17 protein-coding genes are annotated in these 18,812 nt (G+C 51.9%); 15 read left to right on the forward strand and 2 right to left on the reverse strand.

What is annotated here, in order from left to right; translation table 11 throughout:
• Nucleotides 1-204 precede the first annotated feature (204 nt).
• The 3 genes from ACN0YN_RS27865 (at nt 205) to ACN0YN_RS27875 (ending at nt 4,378) form a co-directional block, all read left to right on the forward strand.
• Nucleotides 205-1,464 (forward strand): cytochrome-c peroxidase, encoded by a 1,260-nt coding sequence (locus ACN0YN_RS27865; protein ID WP_417388226.1) that lies wholly within the window; start codon nt 205-207, stop codon nt 1,462-1,464.
• A 170-nt stretch (nt 1,465-1,634) separates the two neighbouring features.
• Nucleotides 1,635-2,351: a ZIP family metal transporter gene (locus ACN0YN_RS27870; RefSeq protein ID WP_417388227.1), complete on the forward strand. Its 717-nt coding sequence runs from the start codon at nt 1,635-1,637 to the stop codon at nt 2,349-2,351.
• Nucleotides 2,352-2,476: 125 nt separating this feature from the next.
• Nucleotides 2,477-4,378 carry a heavy metal translocating P-type ATPase gene (locus ACN0YN_RS27875; RefSeq protein WP_417388228.1) on the forward strand — a complete coding sequence of 634 codons (1,902 nt, stop codon included), beginning with the start codon at nt 2,477-2,479 and terminating at the stop codon, nt 4,376-4,378.
• Between the two features lie 32 nt (nt 4,379-4,410).
• Here the strand turns inward: ACN0YN_RS27875 and ACN0YN_RS27880 are convergent, their stop codons facing one another.
• Nucleotides 4,411-5,478, reverse strand: coding sequence for a DUF2920 family protein (locus ACN0YN_RS27880; protein ID WP_417388229.1), 1,068 nt, complete (start codon nt 5,476-5,478; stop codon nt 4,411-4,413).
• A 145-nt stretch (nt 5,479-5,623) separates the two neighbouring features.
• On the opposite strand from ACN0YN_RS27880, the gene ACN0YN_RS27885 reads away from it, so the two are divergent.
• The 12 genes from ACN0YN_RS27885 (at nt 5,624) to ACN0YN_RS27940 (ending at nt 18,353) form a co-directional block, all read left to right on the forward strand.
• On the forward strand, nt 5,624-6,751 hold the full coding sequence (locus ACN0YN_RS27885) for a serine hydrolase domain-containing protein (protein WP_417388230.1): 1,128 nt from the start codon (nt 5,624-5,626) through the stop codon (nt 6,749-6,751).
• A 336-nt stretch (nt 6,752-7,087) separates the two neighbouring features.
• Entirely contained in the window at nt 7,088-8,071 is a 984-nt protein-coding gene (coxB, locus tag ACN0YN_RS27890; RefSeq protein WP_417388231.1) for a cytochrome c oxidase subunit II, read from the forward strand.
• Nucleotides 8,068-10,332, forward strand: a complete 2,265-nt coding sequence (gene ctaD / locus ACN0YN_RS27895) for a cytochrome c oxidase subunit I (RefSeq protein ID WP_417388232.1) — start codon at nt 8,068-8,070, stop codon at nt 10,330-10,332. The genes coxB and ctaD overlap by 4 nt, the downstream gene beginning before the upstream one ends.
• Nucleotides 10,329-11,168 (forward strand): cytochrome c oxidase assembly protein, encoded by an 840-nt coding sequence (locus ACN0YN_RS27900; RefSeq protein WP_417388233.1) that lies wholly within the window; start codon nt 10,329-10,331, stop codon nt 11,166-11,168. Before ctaD ends, ACN0YN_RS27900 begins: the two co-directional genes overlap by 4 nt.
• A complete protein-coding gene (locus tag ACN0YN_RS27905) occupies nt 11,165-11,383 on the forward strand; it encodes a hypothetical protein (protein WP_417388234.1) in 219 nt (72 codons plus the stop codon). The genes ACN0YN_RS27900 and ACN0YN_RS27905 overlap by 4 nt, the downstream gene beginning before the upstream one ends.
• Nucleotides 11,380-11,913 (forward strand): ubiquinol-cytochrome c reductase iron-sulfur subunit, encoded by a 534-nt coding sequence (locus ACN0YN_RS27910; protein ID WP_417388235.1) that lies wholly within the window; start codon nt 11,380-11,382, stop codon nt 11,911-11,913. Before ACN0YN_RS27905 ends, ACN0YN_RS27910 begins: the two co-directional genes overlap by 4 nt.
• 35 nt (nt 11,914-11,948) lie before the next feature.
• Nucleotides 11,949-13,385 (forward strand): cytochrome b N-terminal domain-containing protein, encoded by a 1,437-nt coding sequence (locus tag ACN0YN_RS27915; protein WP_417388236.1) that lies wholly within the window; start codon nt 11,949-11,951, stop codon nt 13,383-13,385.
• Nucleotides 13,386-13,455: 70 nt separating this feature from the next.
• Nucleotides 13,456-15,048: an FMN-binding glutamate synthase family protein gene (locus tag ACN0YN_RS27920; protein ID WP_417388237.1), complete on the forward strand. Its 1,593-nt coding sequence runs from the start codon at nt 13,456-13,458 to the stop codon at nt 15,046-15,048.
• Between the two features lie 170 nt (nt 15,049-15,218).
• On the forward strand, nt 15,219-16,436 hold the full coding sequence (locus ACN0YN_RS27925; RefSeq protein WP_417388238.1) for a DNA polymerase Y family protein: 1,218 nt from the start codon (nt 15,219-15,221) through the stop codon (nt 16,434-16,436).
• On the forward strand, nt 16,436-16,906 hold the full coding sequence (locus tag ACN0YN_RS27930; protein WP_417388239.1) for a hypothetical protein: 471 nt from the start codon (nt 16,436-16,438) through the stop codon (nt 16,904-16,906). Before ACN0YN_RS27925 ends, ACN0YN_RS27930 begins: the two co-directional genes overlap by 1 nt.
• A 107-nt stretch (nt 16,907-17,013) precedes the next feature.
• The gene (locus tag ACN0YN_RS27935; protein WP_417388240.1) at nt 17,014-17,868 is read left to right on the forward strand and encodes a substrate-binding periplasmic protein; all 855 of its coding nucleotides are present in this window, start codon (nt 17,014-17,016) and stop codon (nt 17,866-17,868) included.
• A 5-nt stretch (nt 17,869-17,873) separates the two neighbouring features.
• Nucleotides 17,874-18,353, forward strand: coding sequence for a macro domain-containing protein (locus ACN0YN_RS27940; protein WP_417388241.1), 480 nt, complete (start codon nt 17,874-17,876; stop codon nt 18,351-18,353).
• Nucleotides 18,354-18,384: 31 nt separating this feature from the next.
• Here ACN0YN_RS27940 and ACN0YN_RS27945 read toward each other — a convergent pair whose 3' ends face one another.
• Nucleotides 18,385-18,729 (reverse strand): hypothetical protein, encoded by a 345-nt coding sequence (locus ACN0YN_RS27945; RefSeq protein ID WP_417388242.1) that lies wholly within the window; start codon nt 18,727-18,729, stop codon nt 18,385-18,387.
• Between the last annotated feature and the right edge of the window lie 83 nt (nt 18,730-18,812).

Here is an 18,812-nt window from a genome sequence, read left to right on the forward strand (position 1 = left end):
TCACTTTTCCAAATTGAAATCGCCTTCTCGCATGTTTACAATTTTATGTATCACACCTGTATCGTGATAACAACACGATCCCACCAGACGCGAAAAGAATGCGATAACCTCGGTTCAAACACGTTCATCTAAAATCAACAATTCAATTACCTGAATCATTTTGTGAGATAATCCCGGGACGATCCCGGAAAGGAACACAGCCCAATGAAACCTATGGTCCTCCGACACTGTCACTCGATCCTCAAATTCAGCATCCTGTGCGGAATGCTGGCCGGCATCCTTCCACAGAACAATCTGCAATCTGCAGAAAAACAAACTGCTGAAAAATCAAACAAAGTCATGCTGGGAACAGCAGAGCTGACAGCTGGAATTCCTGGAAAAGGGCCTTTGACAGAAACAGAGATCAAAACCTGGCTGAGTGATCCTGCAAACCATGAAGTACTGGAAATCACACTCCCACTGGGATTAAACGCCGGGGCGGCCCAGATGGTAGGACTCATAGAAAATCCGCTCACACGCGCAAAAATCGAACTGGGACGACAGTTGTATTTCGACACGCGTCTCTCGGCTGATAACACCGTCAGCTGTGCCAGCTGTCATCATCCCGACGAAGGATTTGGTCGACACACCCAATTCGGTATTGGGATCAGAGACCTCGAAGGGGGACGTAACTCTCCCGTCAGCTATAACCGGATTCTGAGTGGTCCGCAGTTCTGGGACGGTCGTGCTGCCACACTGGAAGAACAGGCCGTTGGTCCGATTGCCAACCCGATTGAGATGGGACATACTCATGAAGCGGTTGTCAAATCGATTAAAGAGATCCCCGGCTACCGACTTCAATTCCATAAAATTTTTAACGATGGAGTCAACATCGACAACATCGGTAAAGCCATTGCTGCTTTCGAACGCACTCTGGTCTCCGGCCCTTCTCCCTTTGATTATTACGAGCAGTTACTTCCATACCTGAAACTGGACAAAGAAGACTTGGAAGACTTCAAAGAAGAATATACGGCTGCTCTGTCGCTGGCTGAAGCACACCCGATGTCAGAAAGTGCCAAACGGGGGCGCGAACTCTTTTTCAGCGAGAAGGTCAACTGTGCCGCCTGTCACCTGGGGCCTAACCTGGCTGATGAAAAATATCATAACCTGGGAATCGGAATGTCTGCCAAAAAACCAGACCTGGGACGTTATGAAGTGACGAAAAAAGAAAAAGACAAAGGTGCTTTCAAAACGCCGACCATTCGTAACGTTGAATTCAGTGCCCCTTACATGCACGACGGCTCTCTGAATACACTCGAAGAAGTTGTCGAGCACTACAATAAGGGCGGTGACCCTAATCCTTATTTGAGCGAAAAGATCATTAAGCTGAACCTTTCTGACCAGGACAAAAAAGACCTGGTTGCTTTTATGAAAGCCTGCAGTGGTCCCTTTACGAAAGTGGAATCGGGACGCCTGCCTCAATAAATCGACTGAATTAACAATTGCTTTACAGCCCGGTTTCCATACCGGGCTGTTTTTTTTACATCCCAGGTATTTGACAGCTCCTGTTGTATGTTTCGTTTTCCTCAAGTCTGTTATCCTTGAACGCAATCGTTTGTAGTTCATCGCTTTGCTCTTGTTGAGAAAGATTCGCTTTGTCAGGTGTATTGGAAGTCGTTGTACTGACCACACTCGCGGGGATCACTATTCCTCTGGGTGGCTTTCTTGCTAAGATCGAACATATACATCCCCAGTGGCTGGAAGACGAGTTCCGACACTCCGTCATCGCCTTTGGTGGTGGTGTATTACTGGCTGCGGTCGCTCTGGTGCTGGTGCCGGAAGGCATTACCGAACAGCCCCCCTGGATTGCCTCCCTCGCCATTCTGACGGGCGGCATCTGTTTTATGTTTTGCGACATTTTCCTGGCCACCCATCGCAGTTCTGCTGCGCAGCTGCTCGCGATGCTGCTTGACTTTGTTCCTGAATCGATGGCGTTAGGAGCATCCTTTGCCACAGACGGCCAGTCAGTCGGCCTGCTCCTGGCTATCCTGATCGGCTTACAAAACCTGCCCGAAGGCTTTAATGCCTATCGCGAACTCGCCAGTTCGTCAACGATGAGAAAGTCCGTCATCCTGCCTGGTTTTTGCCTGCTGGTGATCCTGGGACCGGTTTCAGGCCTGACTGGTTATTTCGTACTGGCGTTATTCCCCAGACTGGTCGGCCTGATCATGCTCTTCGCAGCGGGAGGCATTCTCTACCTGACATTTCAGGACATCGCGCCACAGGCACAAATTGAACAACGCTGGGCCCCCTCACTGGGGGCCGTGATCGGTTTTGTGTTCGGTCTGGTTGCTCAAATGATCATTGCCTGACCAGCGGCGAATCTCCCTGTATGTGCCGCTTCCGGGATTCCAACTGTTTACTCTTTGAATTTCCAATCTATAGTGGATTGTCAGCATCTACATACAACTGTTACTGGATCAGTAAAAATTAAGGGATGAGTGTGTCGAACTCCAATCCATCGAGACCGGGTTCCGCTGTCTGGAAATCTCTGGAAACATTGATTGCCGTTTTTACGGTCATCATGATCACAGCCCATTTATTCCTGCGCTATGGAACAGACTGTTCTGAATTCGTTCAAAATCTGCCCCTCTGGGCCGTACTGGCTCTGGGCGGGACACCGCTGGTCTGGGGACTGCTGGTCAAAATGGTTCATCGGGAGTTTGGTTCCGACCTGCTGGCAGGAATCTCCATTGTCGTTTCCGTACTTCTCGACGAATACCTGGCAGGTTCACTCGTCGTGCTGATGCTGTCTGGGGGAGAAGCCCTGGAAGCGTATGCTGTCCGCAGCGCCTCTTCTGTCCTGCAGGCACTCAGTAATCGCATGCCTGCTGTCGCTCATAAAAAGACAGACTCCGACATCGAAGATATCACTCTGGATCAGATCGCCATCGGGGATACGATAGCCGTCTTCCCGCATGAAATCTGTCCCGTCGATGGAATCGTAGTCGAAGGGCATGGCGTCATGGACGAATCCTATCTCACCGGCGAACCCTACATGATGTCTAAAACGCCAGGTTCCCAGGTTCTCTCTGGTGCCATCAACGGCGAAGCGGCTCTGGTCATCCGCGCAGAAAAGCGCGCTGTCGACTCCCGCTATGCCAAAATCATGCAGGTGATGCAGACTTCCGAACAGCATCGCCCGCACATGCGACGACTGGCAGACAGACTTGGTGCCTGGTACACGCCTTTGGCAGTGCTGATTGGACTGGCTGCCTGGGGCCTGTCCGGCGATCCCGTTCGCTTCCTGGCGGTAATGGTAGTCGCCACTCCCTGTCCGCTACTGATTGCCATTCCGGTCGCCATCATCGGGTCCATCTCTCTGGCCGCGCGGAGAGCCATCATTGTTCGTGATCCCACCGCTCTGGAAACAGCAGATACCTGTCGCGTGATTATCTTCGATAAAACGGGAACTCTGACCTATGGGGAACCGCATCTCACCGATCAACTCTGCGCACCGGGTTTCAATCCTCATGAAGTCCTCTCTCTCGTCGGCAGCCTGGAACGTTTTTCCAAGCATCCTCTCGCCGTCGCAATTCTGAAGACGATGCAAAAAGAAAATGCGGTCAAGCATGATGCAACGGAAATCAGTGAGCCCCCCGGACAGGGCATGCAGGGGACTGTCGACGGACATTCGGTACAGATCACCAGTCGTAAAAAGCTGCTCAAACAACAACCCGAGCTGGAAACACTGCTTCCCCCGCAGGCGGGAGGCCTGGAATGTGTGATCCTGATTGACGATCAATATGCCGGCATTTATCGATTTCGAGATACCCCGCGAACCGACGGCCAGTCTTTCATTTCACACCTGTCCCCACGCCATCAGATTCAGAAAACGATGCTGGTTTCCGGCGACCGGGAATCAGAAGTACGTTACCTGGCTGAGCAGGTCGGAATCGAAAATGTCTATTACAGTCAAAGCCCCGAACAGAAACTGGATATAGTGAATGCGGAAACCAGTCAGGCAAATACCATCTTTGTCGGAGATGGTATCAACGATGCGCCTGCCCTGGTTGCTGCGACGATCGGCATGGCATTTGGCCAAAACAGCGATGTCACAACCGAAGCCGCCGATGTGATTGTCATGGACAGTTCGCTGCAGAAGATCGATGAATTCCTGCACATCAGCCGCCGCATGCGGCGCATCGCTTTGCAAAGCGCCATCGGAGGCATGGCATTAAGCATGTTCGGCATGCTGCTGGCAGCCTTTGGATTTCTCCCTCCCGTAGCTGGTGCGCTGTCGCAGGAAGTGATCGATGTGCTCGCTGTTTTGAATGCACTGCGCGTTGCCATACCGCCACAAGCACTCATCGATTTTAACCCCGAACGACCGGCTTAAAGTGATGATTGGAACGAAACCCGGGCAGTGAGTCACTTCGCTTCAAATCGTACCGCAGGAATTCCGTTTGTATAGGAAATCACATAGCGACCATCGGAAGTCGGGTAGACCACATCCTGTTGTAATTCAAAATCGGTCGGCGACTGACGCAGGCGAAATTTTTCTTTACCGGGAATAATATAGGGACCACCATATTTAACAATCATCTTCGTCCGGTCTCCCAGTGAATGTCCCGTAGATTTGAATATCACGCCATCCAGATCCGCTTCTGTCACAAATTTTGCGTCGACATCCAGTTCCGCTGCCTGCATATTCTGAAACATCTGGCGTGCATCTTCATAAGCACAGATTGTATCACCTGATCCGTGAATGATCACAATTTTCCCGGCATACCCCATCGTTTTCATGGCTTTCAGATGATCGGGATTACCAATAAAACGAAGTTCCTGTGCCCCCGGTGAAAGATAATTGGGGGCACTTTTATCCTGACTGTAACGGGCATTCAGGCTGCTGCCTCCCGGCAGATCAAAGGCGATATCATCCGACAGGAGTGGCATCCCGCAAATATCAACGACACAGGTAAAGGTATGTGGCGCAAACTTATTACACATCAGCGTCACGTTTCCCCCACCCGAACCGCCGGTGGAATAAATACGACGCGAATTAAAAGAGATCTTCTGTTCCTTTAAAGCCTGGAAAACATAGGAAAGTGCCCGCAACGCATCAATCGCCTGCAGATATCCAAAATCATAGGGAGCCCCCGACTGATCTTTCCAGGACCCGCTCTGCACATAATCCACAGAAATCGCAATCACATTTAACTCTTTTGTGAGGACCGCTGGATTTCCGGCTCCTGTCGTATTCGTGCCTCCCCAGTTATGCAGATTGAGCATGAGCCCGGTTTCGGCATTCACATTCTTCAGCGTTTTTCCCGGATAATAAATATAGACTTTGACCGACCGTGGACCGGGTTGAAACGGCCATTCCTGTGTGGGGATGGAAAAACTGCCATCATGTTCCGGCAGCTCTGCCCCCTTTGATACCGTACAAATAAATCCGGACAGAACGAGGATCAAAACAGTCAACAGAAACCGATGCATGTACAGGGCCTTCACTGAATACAACGACACAGAAACAGAATCAGGAGAATTCAACAATCGATCGCTTGACGCTCCCTTGACAATCGATCATGGTAAATGAACCTCGCAGAGTCAACACTGAGATTACCGGATCAGGAACAAGCCTATGACTTCGCTGCCGATCGCTAAACCAGAGGAAATCAAACTCGACGCGCAACGACTGCAACAGGCGGGAAGTTTGCTGAAAGAGTGGACTGCAGAAGGCAGTGTTCCCGGTGCCGCGATTGTCGTCGGGCGATACGGAAAGATGGTCGAGCCTCAATTCTTTGGAAAACAGGGGCCTGAAATAAATGCGGAAGAGATTCGCAGTGACGGGATGTTTCTGCTCGCTTCCATTACCAAGCCGATTGTTTACATGAGTGCACTGCGACTGGTGGAGCGAGGCGAACTGGTTCTTTCACTCCCCGTCACACACTATATCCCCGACTTTGCAGCACACCATAAAGAATCCATCCTGGTACATCACTTGTTTACCCACACGTCAGGCATGCCTGATATGCTGGATAAAAATGTCGAACTGCGCCAGTCGCTGTCTCCGCTGAAACAGTTCGTTAAGGGTGCGATCTACGATACCGTCCCCCTGTTCCAGCCGGCGGGAACCGGGCTGAGCTACCAGAGCATGGGAACTCTGATCGTGGCTGAAATCGTGCAGCGACTGACTCGAAAAACCATTGCGCAGCACGTGCGAGACGAAATTATTAAACCACTGGGGCTGCAGAATACCTGGCTGGGACGGGGAGACTTCCCTCGGGAACGACTGGTCCGCGTCGAAACACCGGAATACCAGATTGGTTCCAACTTTGGCTGGAACAGTCCCTACTGGCAGGATCTTGGAGTTCCCTGGGGAGGCATGTTCAGTTCCCCCGCGGATATGGCGGTCATCTGTCAATGCATGCTGAATTATGGAGAAGTGGCAGACCGACGCCTGCTCTCCCGCTCAATGCTGGAGATGGCAACGACTAACCGTTTGAATGATTATCCCGATCTGCCCGAACCGATTCGCCGTTCTCAACCCTGGGGACTGGGCTGGCGATTAAATCATCCCGGGCAGTCCGGAAGCTGGGGAAACCTGCTCGACCGCAGTGTATTTGGACACACCGGTGCCACAGGAACCATGGTCTGGATGGACCGCCGCCGTGAAGGATTTGCAGTGTTGTTAACCACGGCCATTCGTTCTCAAGCCCCCTGGCGTCTGGTAAAACTGTCAAACATCATCGCGTCTGCATTTAATTGACCAGATTCGCTATTGAAAAAATGAACGGATCACTTTCACGATTCGTTAAAGTCAAAGTCCTCCCCATTACGATGGAAAGGATGACCATTATATGAAATCGCTCGAATCTATATTCACATAGGTAAGATAGTTCAACTGGGTCCTGAACTATTTTGTCAGTGGATCATTTTTTTTCATATTAGAAATTGATGAATTCACATTCATTAATCAGACTAATGCACTATACTGGGACGCATCCAGATTAAAAACTGGAACTTTACTGTGACCCTCTCACCGGTCCAGTAACACATCAGCGCGAAACAGACACCTTTGAATACCAGATGCCAGGCATTGATTATGAACTCTGTGATTCCTGTTCTTGACCCCGCGTCTCCGCAGGCAGAGGCCATTAACAATCTGTTTCTTCAGGTATTACTCATCAGTGCTGTCATTTTCGCGATCGTCTCAGGCTTGATCCTGATCGCCATCTCGCGTGGTCGACGCCGTGACACGCTCCCGGAACAGGATTTTGGCAGCGAGAAGTCGGAAATCTTCTGGATGATCGGCCCTGTGATCATCGTCATCTGGCTGGTTGCCATCAGTGCCAATCTGGTCATCACTCTCAATGCCATACCTCATGCCGACCCAGACGGTAAGACCAACTTCAATGATGTCGATCTGATCGTGACCGGCCATCAATGGTGGTGGGAAGTAAAATATCCCAAGTCGGGAGTGATTACCGCCAATGAAATCTACATGCCCGCCGACAAAGACAAAAAATTTCGCATCCTGGTGACTTCTGCTGATGTGATCCATTGCTTCTGGGTTCCGCAACTGGGTCGCAAAATCGATGCGATCCCCGGTCGTGATAATTATATCTGGTTACAGGCGACCAGTCCGGGCTCTTATCAGGGACGCTGTTCTGAATACTGTGGTGCCCAGCACGCCTGGATGAATTTCAAAGTCTATGCAGTCACAGATGAAGAATTTCAAAAATGGGAAGCCAGTGAAAAGCAAGCGACCGAACAGCCCAAGCTACTTTCCCCTCTGGCCAAGGATGATAAATTAGCCGCGGAAGGTAAAAAATATTTTTTCCAGGCTACCTGTCCACAATGCCACACGATTCAGGGAACGGAAGCAGAGGCCACAATTGGCCCTGACCTGACCCATTTTGCCAGACGTAAAGAAATTGGGGCAGGCGTCATTGAAAATACGCCAGAAAACCTGGCTTTATGGCTCAAAAATCCACAGGCGCTCAAACCAGGATGTAAGATGCCTGACTTCAAGCTGAGTGAAACAAACTTAAAACAACTCGTAGCCTACCTGGAGACACTCAAGTGACGACAGGATCCGTCGAACAACCACAACTCACGATGCTTGAACACCAGCCTTCTTATACGCGTATGCTGGAATGGGTCGGTACGCTCGATCACAAACGCATCGGCATCATGTATATCCTCACCGCTGTTTTTTACCTGGCGGTCGGAGGCTTCGAAGCACTGCTGATGCGAATTCAGTTGGCCTTTCCCAACAATACATTTCTTTCACCGGAAATGTTCAACCAGCTCTTCACCATGCATGGCACTACGATGGTCTTTCTCGTGGGGATGCCCGTCTTAACAGGCTTTGCCAATTATTTTGTTCCCTTGATGATTGGTGCCCGCGATGTTGCCTTTCCCCGCTTAAACTCATTCGGGTTCTGGATGTTCTTTTTCGGGGCAGCCCTGCTGCACTTCAGCTTTCTGACAGGCTCCGCACCAAATGCAGGCTGGTTCAGCTATGTCCCCCTCTCTTCGAAAGCCTACAGTTCCCTGCAGGGAGTGGATTACTGGATCATCGGTTTGCTCATTATGGGCATCGGTTCTGTTTCCGGGGCGATTAATATTTTTGCCACGATCATCAATCTACGGGCTCCCGGCATGAGTCTGCAGCGCGTCCCCCTGTTTGTGTGGATGATGCTGATGCAGGCGATACTCATCATCCTCGCTCTGCCCGCTCTGAACTCGGCACTGGCCATGTTACTGATTGACCGCTGGCTGGGTTCTGCGTTCTTTGATCCGACCCGAGGTGGTTCCGCCGTCCTCTGGCAGCATTATTTCTGGATCTTCGGACACCCGGAAGTTTACATCCTGATCCTGCCCGGCTTCGGCATGATCTCGGAAGTTATTCCCGTTTTCTCACGAAAACCGATCTACGGTTATACGTTCGTCGCAGCTTCCTCAGTAGCGATCGTGCTCCTGGGCTACGGTGTCTGGGCACATCACATGTTCGCCGTCGGACTGGGCATGTATGCCGACATCTTCTTTGCTGTCGGATCATTGCTGATTGCCATTCCCACCGGAATCAAAGTCTTTAACTGGACGGCGACTCTCTGGGGAGGCGAAATCCAGTTCAATACCTCACTGCACTTCGCGGTCGCATTTCTGCTGCAGTTTGTGATTGGCGGGCTTACCGGCATCATGTTTGCCGCCGTCCCGATCGACTGGCAGCTGACAGATACTTACTTTGTGGTCGCTCACTTCCACTACGTGCTGATCGGTGGACTCGTATTCGCTTTATTCTCGGCAGCCTACTACTGGTTTCCCAAAATGACCGGACGCATGCTGAATGAACGCATCGGAATCCTGCAGTTCTGGCTCTGGGTCCTCGGCTTCAACATGACTTTTATGGTGCAGCATTTTCTGGGTATGATGGGCATGCCTCGCCGTGTCTATACATACGGTGACAATCCTGGCTGGGCAATGCTGAATGGAATTGCCACTCTGGGCGCCATCTTTATGGCGGTTGGCACTCTGGTCTTTCTCTGGAACATCTTCAAAAGTTTACGCAGCGGTGCCATCGCCGGTGACAACCCCTGGGATGCCTTTACCCTCGAATGGGCGACGACCTCTCCACCTCCCCCCGAAAATTTCCCGGTCATTCCGGAAGTCAAAAGCCGTCGTCCTGTCTGGGACACAAATCATCCGGAATATGCCGACTGGAAAACGGAAAAAACACCGGAAGATAAAGGCAGACGTGGTAATCTCGCCAAAATCGCGGCCTGGTCGTTCATCGCATCTGAAGCAGTGTTCTTCCTGTTACTTCTGGTGGCGTATGTGGTCTTCAATACAAGATTGATGGCCCCCGTGGGTGAAGCCCCTTCTCCCGAGACCCTGTCGGATGTGACATCATCGGTCCTGGACGTCAAACGGACCGGTATCTTCAGTCTGTTTCTGATTTCCAGCAGCATCACATTCTGGATCGCTGAACGATTTTTGAAAGCGGGTAAAAAGTCTGCGTTTGTCTTTTCGCTCGGCCTCACCATCCTGCTAGGCATTATCTTCCTCGCCGGTCAGGTCTGGGAATATACGGGACTCCTCACCAGCGATATCAGCATCAACACAGACCTGTTCTCGGCTACGTTTTTCACCGTGACCGGGTTCCATGGTATTCACGTGACCGCCGGTGTGATTGCCCTGTTTGTGATGCTGCTGATGGGGATGAAGGGCAATCTGTCATCTGAAAAAACACACGTATTCGGAGCCGTCGGCGTTTATTGGCACTTTGTCGATGTCGTCTGGATTGCCGTCTTTGGAATCATTTATCTGGGACTGCTGCAATGAGTTCGTATTTCGATCTGACAAGCGAATTATGGAAGTGGAATTCACCGGTCTGGCTGCTGGTTTTCATACTGACAGGACTCTATTTCCTGTTTCAGAGAGGCACATCAGGAAAACGCAGCGCTGCATTTGCAGTATCGATGCTTGCACTGTTACTTGCCTACGTCTCACCCATTGGCGTTCTCGCCGATGGTTACCTCTTCAGCGCGCATGTTGTCCAGCATTTACTTCTACTATTAATTGTCCCTCTGTTTTTCTTGCTCAGCCTTTCCGAATCCGCCATGGAATCGCTCTTCAGCCGTCCCTTGATGAACCGGCTGGGATCTGTGATGGCCGTCCCGTTTCTGGGCTGGCTCAGTGGACTGGGAGTGATGTGGTTCTGGCATATCCCCTCTTTCTGTAATGCATCGACAGTCAACTACTCACTCGGAATTTTCCGGGATGCGACCTTCCTGCTGGCGGGCCTGGCATTCTGGTGGCCCGTCTTTTCACCTGTGAAACGCTATCATTTGAATCCAGCGGTAGCGGTCGCTTATCTGTTCTCTGCCTGTCTGGCCTGTACGCTGCTGGGTATCTATATCACATTCACCGTCATCTCGGTCTGCCCCGCGTTTGCCAGCCCCGTAGATCGCATCGGTATTCTGAACATGCTCTACGATCAGGGACTGACTCCGGCGACGGATCAGCGACTGGGCGGACTCCTGATGTGGGTCCCCCCCTGCTCACTGTATGTGACCGCAATCATGATCGTACTCAAACGCTGGTATGCTGACATCGAACATGTTCCGGCTCCTCAATCGACGGCAACACCAGGTTCTCTCAGGGAGGCACATCAGTGAATCAGCCCGATTTATCCGAATCACACTCTGAAGAAACTGCCGAACCGGAACTGCAGCCCACATATGCCCCGGCAACTCTCGCTCTGGGTATCATGTTTATGTTCTGGGGGATTCTGACACACTGGAGCATGTCACTGATCGGGATCATGGTCATGGTCGGTGGCATCTGGTCCTGGATGAAAGAGATCAACAGTTCATGGAGTGAAACACCTTGAATACCGAACAACCACAGTCAGATCAACCATGCTGTCAGCAACAGCAGCGCCGTACATTTCTGACCCGTCTTTCAGTCGGGTTATCAGCGCTGATCGGGCTCATTATCACCTTACCGGGAATCGGCTTCGTACTGGCACCTGTTTTTCGCAAACCAAAACAACAATGGAGAACAGTCGGCAAACTGGAAGATTTCAAAAAAGGCGGTTTCGTACTTGTCCAATATGAAGATCCCTCACCAGTCATCTGGTCAGGTGTGACGGCGAAAGCCGGCGCCTGGATTCGCCGCACCGGTGATTCTGAATTCATCGCTTTTTCAATTAACTGCCGACATCTGGGCTGCCCGGTACGCTGGGTTGAAGACCCGCGTCTGTTCATGTGCCCGTGTCATGGCGGCGTTTATTATGAAGATGGTACGGTCGCTGCCGGGCCTCCCCCCGAACCACTGGATCGACTGCAAGTGCGTGTGCGCGATGGCATGGTGGAGATTGAAACAGCACCCACACCGTTGACACTGACAAAGTTAACCTGAAAACCACTTTTGATGAAAAGCGAGTATCCGGCTGAATGAGAGACAACTTCCTGACTCGAACCTGGAACTGGATTGACAATCGAATTGGTTTTTCCGATTACATTGTTCCGCTGATGGTGCACCTCGTGCCCGACAATGCCCGCTGGTGGTATATTTTTGGTAGTGCCACCCTGTGTGCTTTTGTCGTGCAGGTTCTGACCGGAATCAGCCTGGCCATGTCCTATGTGCCCGGCGGTGAAAATACTTATGAAAGCCTGGTCTACATCACCAACACCGCACCACTGGGCAGCCTGGTGCGAGGCATGCATTATTACGGTGCCTCCGCCATGGTCATGCTCGCCGTCATTCACATGGTGCAGGTCTACATGCACGCGACGTATAAGTATCCGCGTGAAATGAACTGGATGAGCGGGGTCGTACTGCTGTTCGTCGTACTGGGGATGGCATTCACCGGGCAATTATTACGCTGGGATGCGAACGGCGTCTGGTCTGTAACTGTCGCTGCGGAAATGGCGGGACGCACACCCATCATCGGTCCGACACTCGCGCACTTCATTCTCGGCGGGGAGACGGTCGGTGGTTCCACGATCACCCGCTTTTTTGCCATGCATGTTTTCATCATGCCTGCTCTGATTTTTGCCGGCATCGGCTTACACATGCTGCTGATCATGCGGCACGGGATCTCCGAAATGCCCGATGTCAACGAACCTGTTGACCCGGAAACCTATAAAGAAGAGTACGAAAAGCGAATCCATAAAACCGGAGTCCCCTTCTGGCCTGATGCCATGTGGCGGGACATGATCTTCTCGACGATCATTGTCGTCGTCATCCTGGGTTGTTCCCTGTTTCTGGGACCGCCTGCCCTGGATCCGCCTCCGAACCCCAGCAGCATCAATGCGAACCCTCTGCCAGACTGGTACTTCCTCTGGTACTTCGCCGTGCTTTCCCTGCTTCCTCCCCAACTGGAGACCTGGGTCATTCTGGGAGTTCCCGTTCTGGGATTTCTGGGACTCTTTTTCCTCCCCATGATCTCCAACAAAGGACACCGCGCCCCCTCCAAACGCCCCTGGGCCGGCTTTACTGTGATCTTCGGATTTGTCGCTTTTCTGGTCTTAACAATTTATGGCTATAAAAAACCATGGTCCCCCGATTTCGGCGTGAAAGAACTGCCGGCTTCCATTGTAGGAACCGATCAGGGACCACTGGCCGAAGGGGCCAAGCTGATGCACATTAAAGGCTGCCTGTATTGTCACGATATCGGTGGTTACGGCGGGCATCGAGGTCCTGAACTGACAGAAATCGGGAAACTATTGACGCGCGATGACTTAATCATCCGAATCAACAACGGCGGCCATAATATGCCTGCCTTCGCCAGTTCAATCAGCGATCAGGAATTACAGCTGATTGTTGATTTCCTGCTGACACGCGGCGTGATGCATGAAGACAATTCTGAAGCCACTTCTACTCCCTGATCACAGTTGAATGCGTGTGATTGAAACACATTCTGATTCATTTAGTTATCACTTCTGACAGGTTAATTACATGAGATATTCAGCATACATCCTGACAATTGTTTTAGCAGTGCTCTGTCTGATTATCGGGTTGACTGTTGAAAGTGATTTCCTCTGGGCTTTGCTGGTCCTGATTCCTCTGGCCCTGCTGGGAACCTGGGATCTTGTCCAGACACGTCACAGTATCACCCGTAATTATCCCATCATCGCCCACATGCGCTTCCTGCTGGAAATGATCCGTCCCGAAATTCATCAGTACTTTATCGAAAGCAATATTGATGGTCGCCCCTTCAATCACGACCAACGCTCTTTGATTTATGAACGCGCTAAAAATATTGACGGATTAAAACCTTTTGGAACCGAACTCGATGTCTACGGCGAGGAATATGAATGGCTCAATCATTCCATGGCTCCCCGTCCGAAAGCTAAAGAGCTGTTCCGTACAACCGTGGGAGGCCCGGAATGTAAGCAGCCTTATTCCTGTTCCATTCTTAATATCTCAGCAATGAGCTTTGGCGCTCTCAGTCCTAATGCACTGCTGGCATTAAACGCAGGTGCCAAAAAAGGAAACTTCTACCACTGCACCGGGGAAGGCGGCGTCAGCCCTTATCATCTTAAAAATGGCGGCGACCTGGTCTGGCAAATCGGAACGGGCTACTTTGGCTGTCGCAACAACGACGGGACGTTTAACCCCGATCTGTTCCAGGAACAGGCGGCTCATGAATCGGTAAAAATGATCGAGATCAAGATCTCCCAGGGTGCCAAGCCAGGCCATGGCGGCGTTCTCCCGGCTGCCAAGATCACACCGGAAATTGCCTCGACCCGTAAAATTCTGATGGGACAGGACTGCATCTCTCCTCCCGGTCATAACACATTCAGCACTCCGATTGGTCTCTGTGAATATGTGGCACAACTCCGCGAACTTTCCGGAGGTAAACCCATCGGCTTTAAACTTTGTATTGGTCACCCCTCTGAATTTCTGGGCGTCTGCAAAGCCATGCTGCAGACGGGCATTCTCCCTGACTTCATTACCGTCGACGGAGGCGAAGGGGGAACCGGGGCTGCACCTCTGGAATTTTCTGACAACATGGGAATGCCTCTAAAAACAGGTTTGATCTTCGTCCACAATGCCCTCGTCGGCTGTAATCTGCGGGACAAAATCAAAATTGCCGCCGCGGGAAAAATCAGCTCTGCCTTCACCCTGTCCCGCGCCCTGGCAATCGGTGCCGACTGGTGCAACTCTGCCCGTGGTTTCATGATGGCCGTCGGCTGTATTCAGGCCCAGACCTGCCACACCAACGAATGCCCCGTGGGTGTCGCGACCCAGGATCCCGGACGCCAGCGTGCGTTGAATGTCGGAGATAAAAGCGAACGCACCTTTAACTTTCACCAGAATACGATGGAAGCGCTGGCAGAAGTCATCGCAGCTGCAGGTCTCGACCATCCCAACGAACTTCGTCCCTGGCACATCTATCTCAGAACCAAACGTACCGAAGTTCTTTCTTATCAGGAAGCCTTTGATTTCCTGAAACCAGGCGAACTGCTCAACGACTGCCCCTATCCCGTCTACAAAAAAGTCTGGGATCTGGCCTCCGCGGACACTTTTGAAACACATCACGGTTAATCCTGTCCCCTGGCGAGTCGCGCCACACCTGCAATCCCAACTGATTTTTGACTCCGGAAGAATACAACTTCTTCTCCCTGTAAATCAGACAGGGGGGGGTAGAAATTATGCGGGTAACAATCCGGACACTGTTCAGTGGTATTCCATAAATTCTTTGATACCATCCCCGCATGGTCACAACACTCATTGGACATATCGACTCGGACTGCTTCTACGTAAGCTGCGAAAGAATCAGGTCTTACAGCCTGCGCGGAGTCCCCTGTGGCGTCCTCGGTAACCAGGGAGCCTGTGTCATTGCCAAGAGCTACGAACTCAAAGCCTATGGCGTCAAAACCGGGCACCCTATCTGGGAAGCCAAGAAACTCTGCCCGCACGCCGTCTTTGTAAAGCGGGATTTCCGCTGGTACGAAGTCATTTCCCGACGACTGCTCGACCTGCTCAAAACCGTCAGCCCCCTCGTCGAATATTACAGCATTGATGAAATGTTTTTCGATGCATCCGAGCTCCAGCGGTATTTTAATCTCCCCCTGGAAGCCGCCACCCGGGCTCTGCAGACGCTGGTTCAGGAGGAAGTCGGCGTTCCTGTCTCGATCGGAATTGCCCCCTCCCGCACTCTTGCCAAACTGGGCAGTGATGCCGCCAAACCGTTCGGCGTGCAGGTGATTGAGCGTGACTGTGAACAGTTTCTGCGCAAACAACCCGTGGGAGAACTGTGTGGTATCGGCAGTCGCAGCGAGCGAAAACTGCGTGACAGAAACATTCATACCTGCTGGGACTACCGCCAGGCAGATCGCCTGCTGATTCGCAACCTGCTCACCATTAAAGGGGAAGCCCTGTGGTGGGAACTGCGGGGCGACGCGGTCAGTTCGATCCAGACCACCCGCCCCCCTCACAAAGCAATTGCCCGCGGCGGATCGTGTGGCGGAAAGACCATGGATGCCGACCGCATTCGCGCCTGGGCGGTACGAAATATCGAACGTCTGATCGAAGCCCTCGACCATCACCGCGTCTATGCCCGGCACATCAGCCTGCAGATCGATGCCAACAAAACCGCACTCTGGCTGGGCCGTACGCCGCTGGCAGTCCCCTCGGCCTCCTTTCGCATGATTTACGATGCGGTCATGCCCATGCTGGCCGCGGCCCCTACCACACACCCGGTCAGCCATATGCACATCATTGCCGAAAATCTGACCTGGCGCGATCGGATCCAGAAATCATTATTCTTCGAAGATGCACAAAGCCCCCTCGATCAGATCAAACGGGACATCAATCAAAAACTGGGCCGGTTTGCCATTCGCAGCGCGGAGACACTGCCGCTGCATGAAATCTACCACGACGCCACACACAACTACGACATCTGTGATATTTCTGGAAAGATGTGCTTCTAATGTGCACCGGAATCACCATTGCCTGGCGGGACATCCCCACCAGACTTATTCGCAAACACCAGCTCGACGAACGCATCATCCAGCGATCAGAAACAGCAGACAAAGAAATCCTGTTCATGCAAAGGCATCGGCAGCCCCTGCTCCCCGTCTTTTACCAGGGAGAACTGCAGATCCTCCCCTGGGGCAACCGGCACCGCCACAACAACGCCCCCCTCGCCTGGTGGTGTGAACTCGCCACGCTGCAATCGGGTGCCTGGTCCCTGTATCACCCCGAACCGGTGGAAATTCTCGCGAACTTCGGGCTGGAACGCGGTGTCTGGTTTCAGATCAGAGAAGGCATTCAAGGCGCAATCATTCACGATCAGCACGAACAACCCTGCGTCTACATGCTCCTGCAACCCGCATCCCACTACTACCAGGTCATGACCGGCTATCACCGCGAACCCGTCTTTCTGGGTGAGCAGATTTGAAAACTCATTGAGTCAGTTCGAACAGCTCAATCCCTGTTAAGCTATTGAGCACACGCTCGTCAGGCGATATACTTCAGCAAAATTCCCGTCACCCAGGAGAGAAGATTATGAATGGATATCGCTACTTCTATACTGTCGCCAGTCTGCTGTTACTAACGGCTCTATTCACCGCCTGTCAGAAATCAACGCCGCCCCCCCAGGAAGAGCCTGGAGTCAATGCAGAAACGGAAATCATTCCCGAACCCAATGCCGGCTCTGAAAAACCGCAGTTGAATGTCGCCATCAGCACGGACATCGCCCCCTATGTCATGAAAAATGGGACGACAGGCATCGAAGTCGAAATTGCCACCCAGGCACTCCCCGGTTACCAGCTCAACTTTATTCAGATGCCTTATGAGAAACTGCAGTCCGCGGTCGCTGAAGATCAGGCCGATATGGCTCTGGGAGTTCAGAAATTCAAAGACGTCGAAGGAATTTTCTACTCCGAAAATTTCATCGACTTCGTGAACGCGGCAATCACCAAAAAATCAGCGAACCTGAAAATCGAAAAGGTTGCTGATCTCGCCGATCATAAAGTGATCACCTGGCAGGATGCGTACCTCGAACTCGGCCCCGAATTCGAAAAGCTGTTCGCGCCCGACAGTCCGCAGCGGAAAAATTATGTGGAAGTCGCCGATCAGAGTGAGCAGGTCAAACAGTTCTGGGACTCTAAAGACGCGGTGATTGTGATTGACCGCAGCATCTTCAACGCCCTCAGTCAGTCAACCGGACATGAACTGAGCGAAGTCGACTATGCGTCGATTTTCCCCGAGGCCACATATTTCAAAGCCAACTTCGAAGAGGCCGACGTCCGCGATGCCTTCAATGCCGGTTTGAAAAAACTCTGCAGCAGCGGCGAGTATGACAAGCTGCTCAAAAAATACAAAATCGAACTGCCGGGTACCATCTGCGATCAAAAATAGAAACCATGGCCAGAATTACTTACCTGCAGGGAGACGCTACCCAGCCGCAGTCGAAAGGCAACAGGATCATTGCGCATGTCTGTAATGATCTGGGCGGCTGGGGCAAAGGCTTCGTACTGGCGATCAGCAAACGCTGGCCTGAACCGGAGGCCGAATACCGCCTGTGGCACCGCGAACGCGCAAAGAACAGTTTTGAACTGGGTGAAGTCCAGTTTGTGAATGTCGAACAATACATCTGGATTGCCAACATGATCGGCCAGCGCGGCATGAAGACCGGCAGCAAAGGTCCCCCCGTCCGCTACCCGGCTATTGAAGAGTGCCTCACGAAAGTCGCTGAAAAAGCAGCGGAAATTTCCGCCTCCGTCCATATGCCCCGCATTGGTTGTGGTCTGGCTGGCGGCAAGTGGGAGAAAATTGAACCCCTGATCCAACAGACCCTCTGCAGCGCTGAAGTCGAGGTCTTTGTATATGACTATGGGAATTGACCCGGCAACAGTGAAACAATGCAACCCGTCATCAATTCGACGGCGACTGTGTTTTGTCATTTTCTGAAGTTCTGCCCCAGCTCCATGTGATAAACTTCTCACCTCCCGGTAGTATTGCTCTTAACAAAACCAGAGCCAGCATTGATACTAAACCGGAAAGAAACGCTACCCCACAGGAAAACCCGACCCGCTCCCAGAACGGAAGATGAACGTCTGGTTGAAAGTAAATCAACTTTGGATAAATCATTCTTTCAGGATGGCCGTGACTGCGATTGGCGCTGTTCGCGACAGGAATGATCCAGGCCAGCGCACCGACTGTCAGAAAACAGAGCAGAGATGTCTGCCAGATCGAAATACCCAAAATCAACCGTTTCACTGTATCTCCCTCAATCAGGCGTGTCGGCGTTCCGGAAAAGCCATTCGACTCAGACGACTCGCGTAGCCTCAAAAAACAGATGA

Source organism: Gimesia sp., from assembly GCF_048260065.1.
Lineage (GTDB): Bacteria > Planctomycetota > Planctomycetia > Planctomycetales > Planctomycetaceae > Gimesia.

What these genes read in the sequence shown, in the direction of transcription:
- ACN0YN_RS27885 (WP_417388230.1), top strand. Translation starts at nt 5,624, where the DNA reads ATGACTTCGCTGCCGATCGCTAAACCAGAGGAAATCAAACTCGACGCG.
- ACN0YN_RS27915 (WP_417388236.1), top strand. Translation starts at nt 11,949, where the DNA reads ATGAGAGACAACTTCCTGACTCGAACCTGGAACTGGATTGACAATCGA.
- ACN0YN_RS27920 (WP_417388237.1), top strand. Translation starts at nt 13,456, where the DNA reads ATGAGATATTCAGCATACATCCTGACAATTGTTTTAGCAGTGCTCTGT.
- ACN0YN_RS27940 (WP_417388241.1), top strand. Translation starts at nt 17,874, where the DNA reads ATGGCCAGAATTACTTACCTGCAGGGAGACGCTACCCAGCCGCAGTCG.
- ACN0YN_RS27875 (WP_417388228.1), top strand. Translation starts at nt 2,477, where the DNA reads ATGAGTGTGTCGAACTCCAATCCATCGAGACCGGGTTCCGCTGTCTGG.
- ACN0YN_RS27935 (WP_417388240.1), top strand. Translation starts at nt 17,014, where the DNA reads ATGAATGGATATCGCTACTTCTATACTGTCGCCAGTCTGCTGTTACTA.
- ACN0YN_RS27925 (WP_417388238.1), top strand. Translation starts at nt 15,219, where the DNA reads ATGGTCACAACACTCATTGGACATATCGACTCGGACTGCTTCTACGTA.
- coxB (WP_417388231.1), top strand. Translation starts at nt 7,088, where the DNA reads ATGAACTCTGTGATTCCTGTTCTTGACCCCGCGTCTCCGCAGGCAGAG.
- ACN0YN_RS27880 (WP_417388229.1), bottom strand. Translation starts at nt 5,478, where the DNA reads ATGCATCGGTTTCTGTTGACTGTTTTGATCCTCGTTCTGTCCGGATTT.
- ACN0YN_RS27900 (WP_417388233.1), top strand. Translation starts at nt 10,329, where the DNA reads ATGAGTTCGTATTTCGATCTGACAAGCGAATTATGGAAGTGGAATTCA.
- ACN0YN_RS27930 (WP_417388239.1), top strand. Translation starts at nt 16,436, where the DNA reads ATGTGCACCGGAATCACCATTGCCTGGCGGGACATCCCCACCAGACTT.
- ACN0YN_RS27865 (WP_417388226.1), top strand. Translation starts at nt 205, where the DNA reads ATGAAACCTATGGTCCTCCGACACTGTCACTCGATCCTCAAATTCAGC.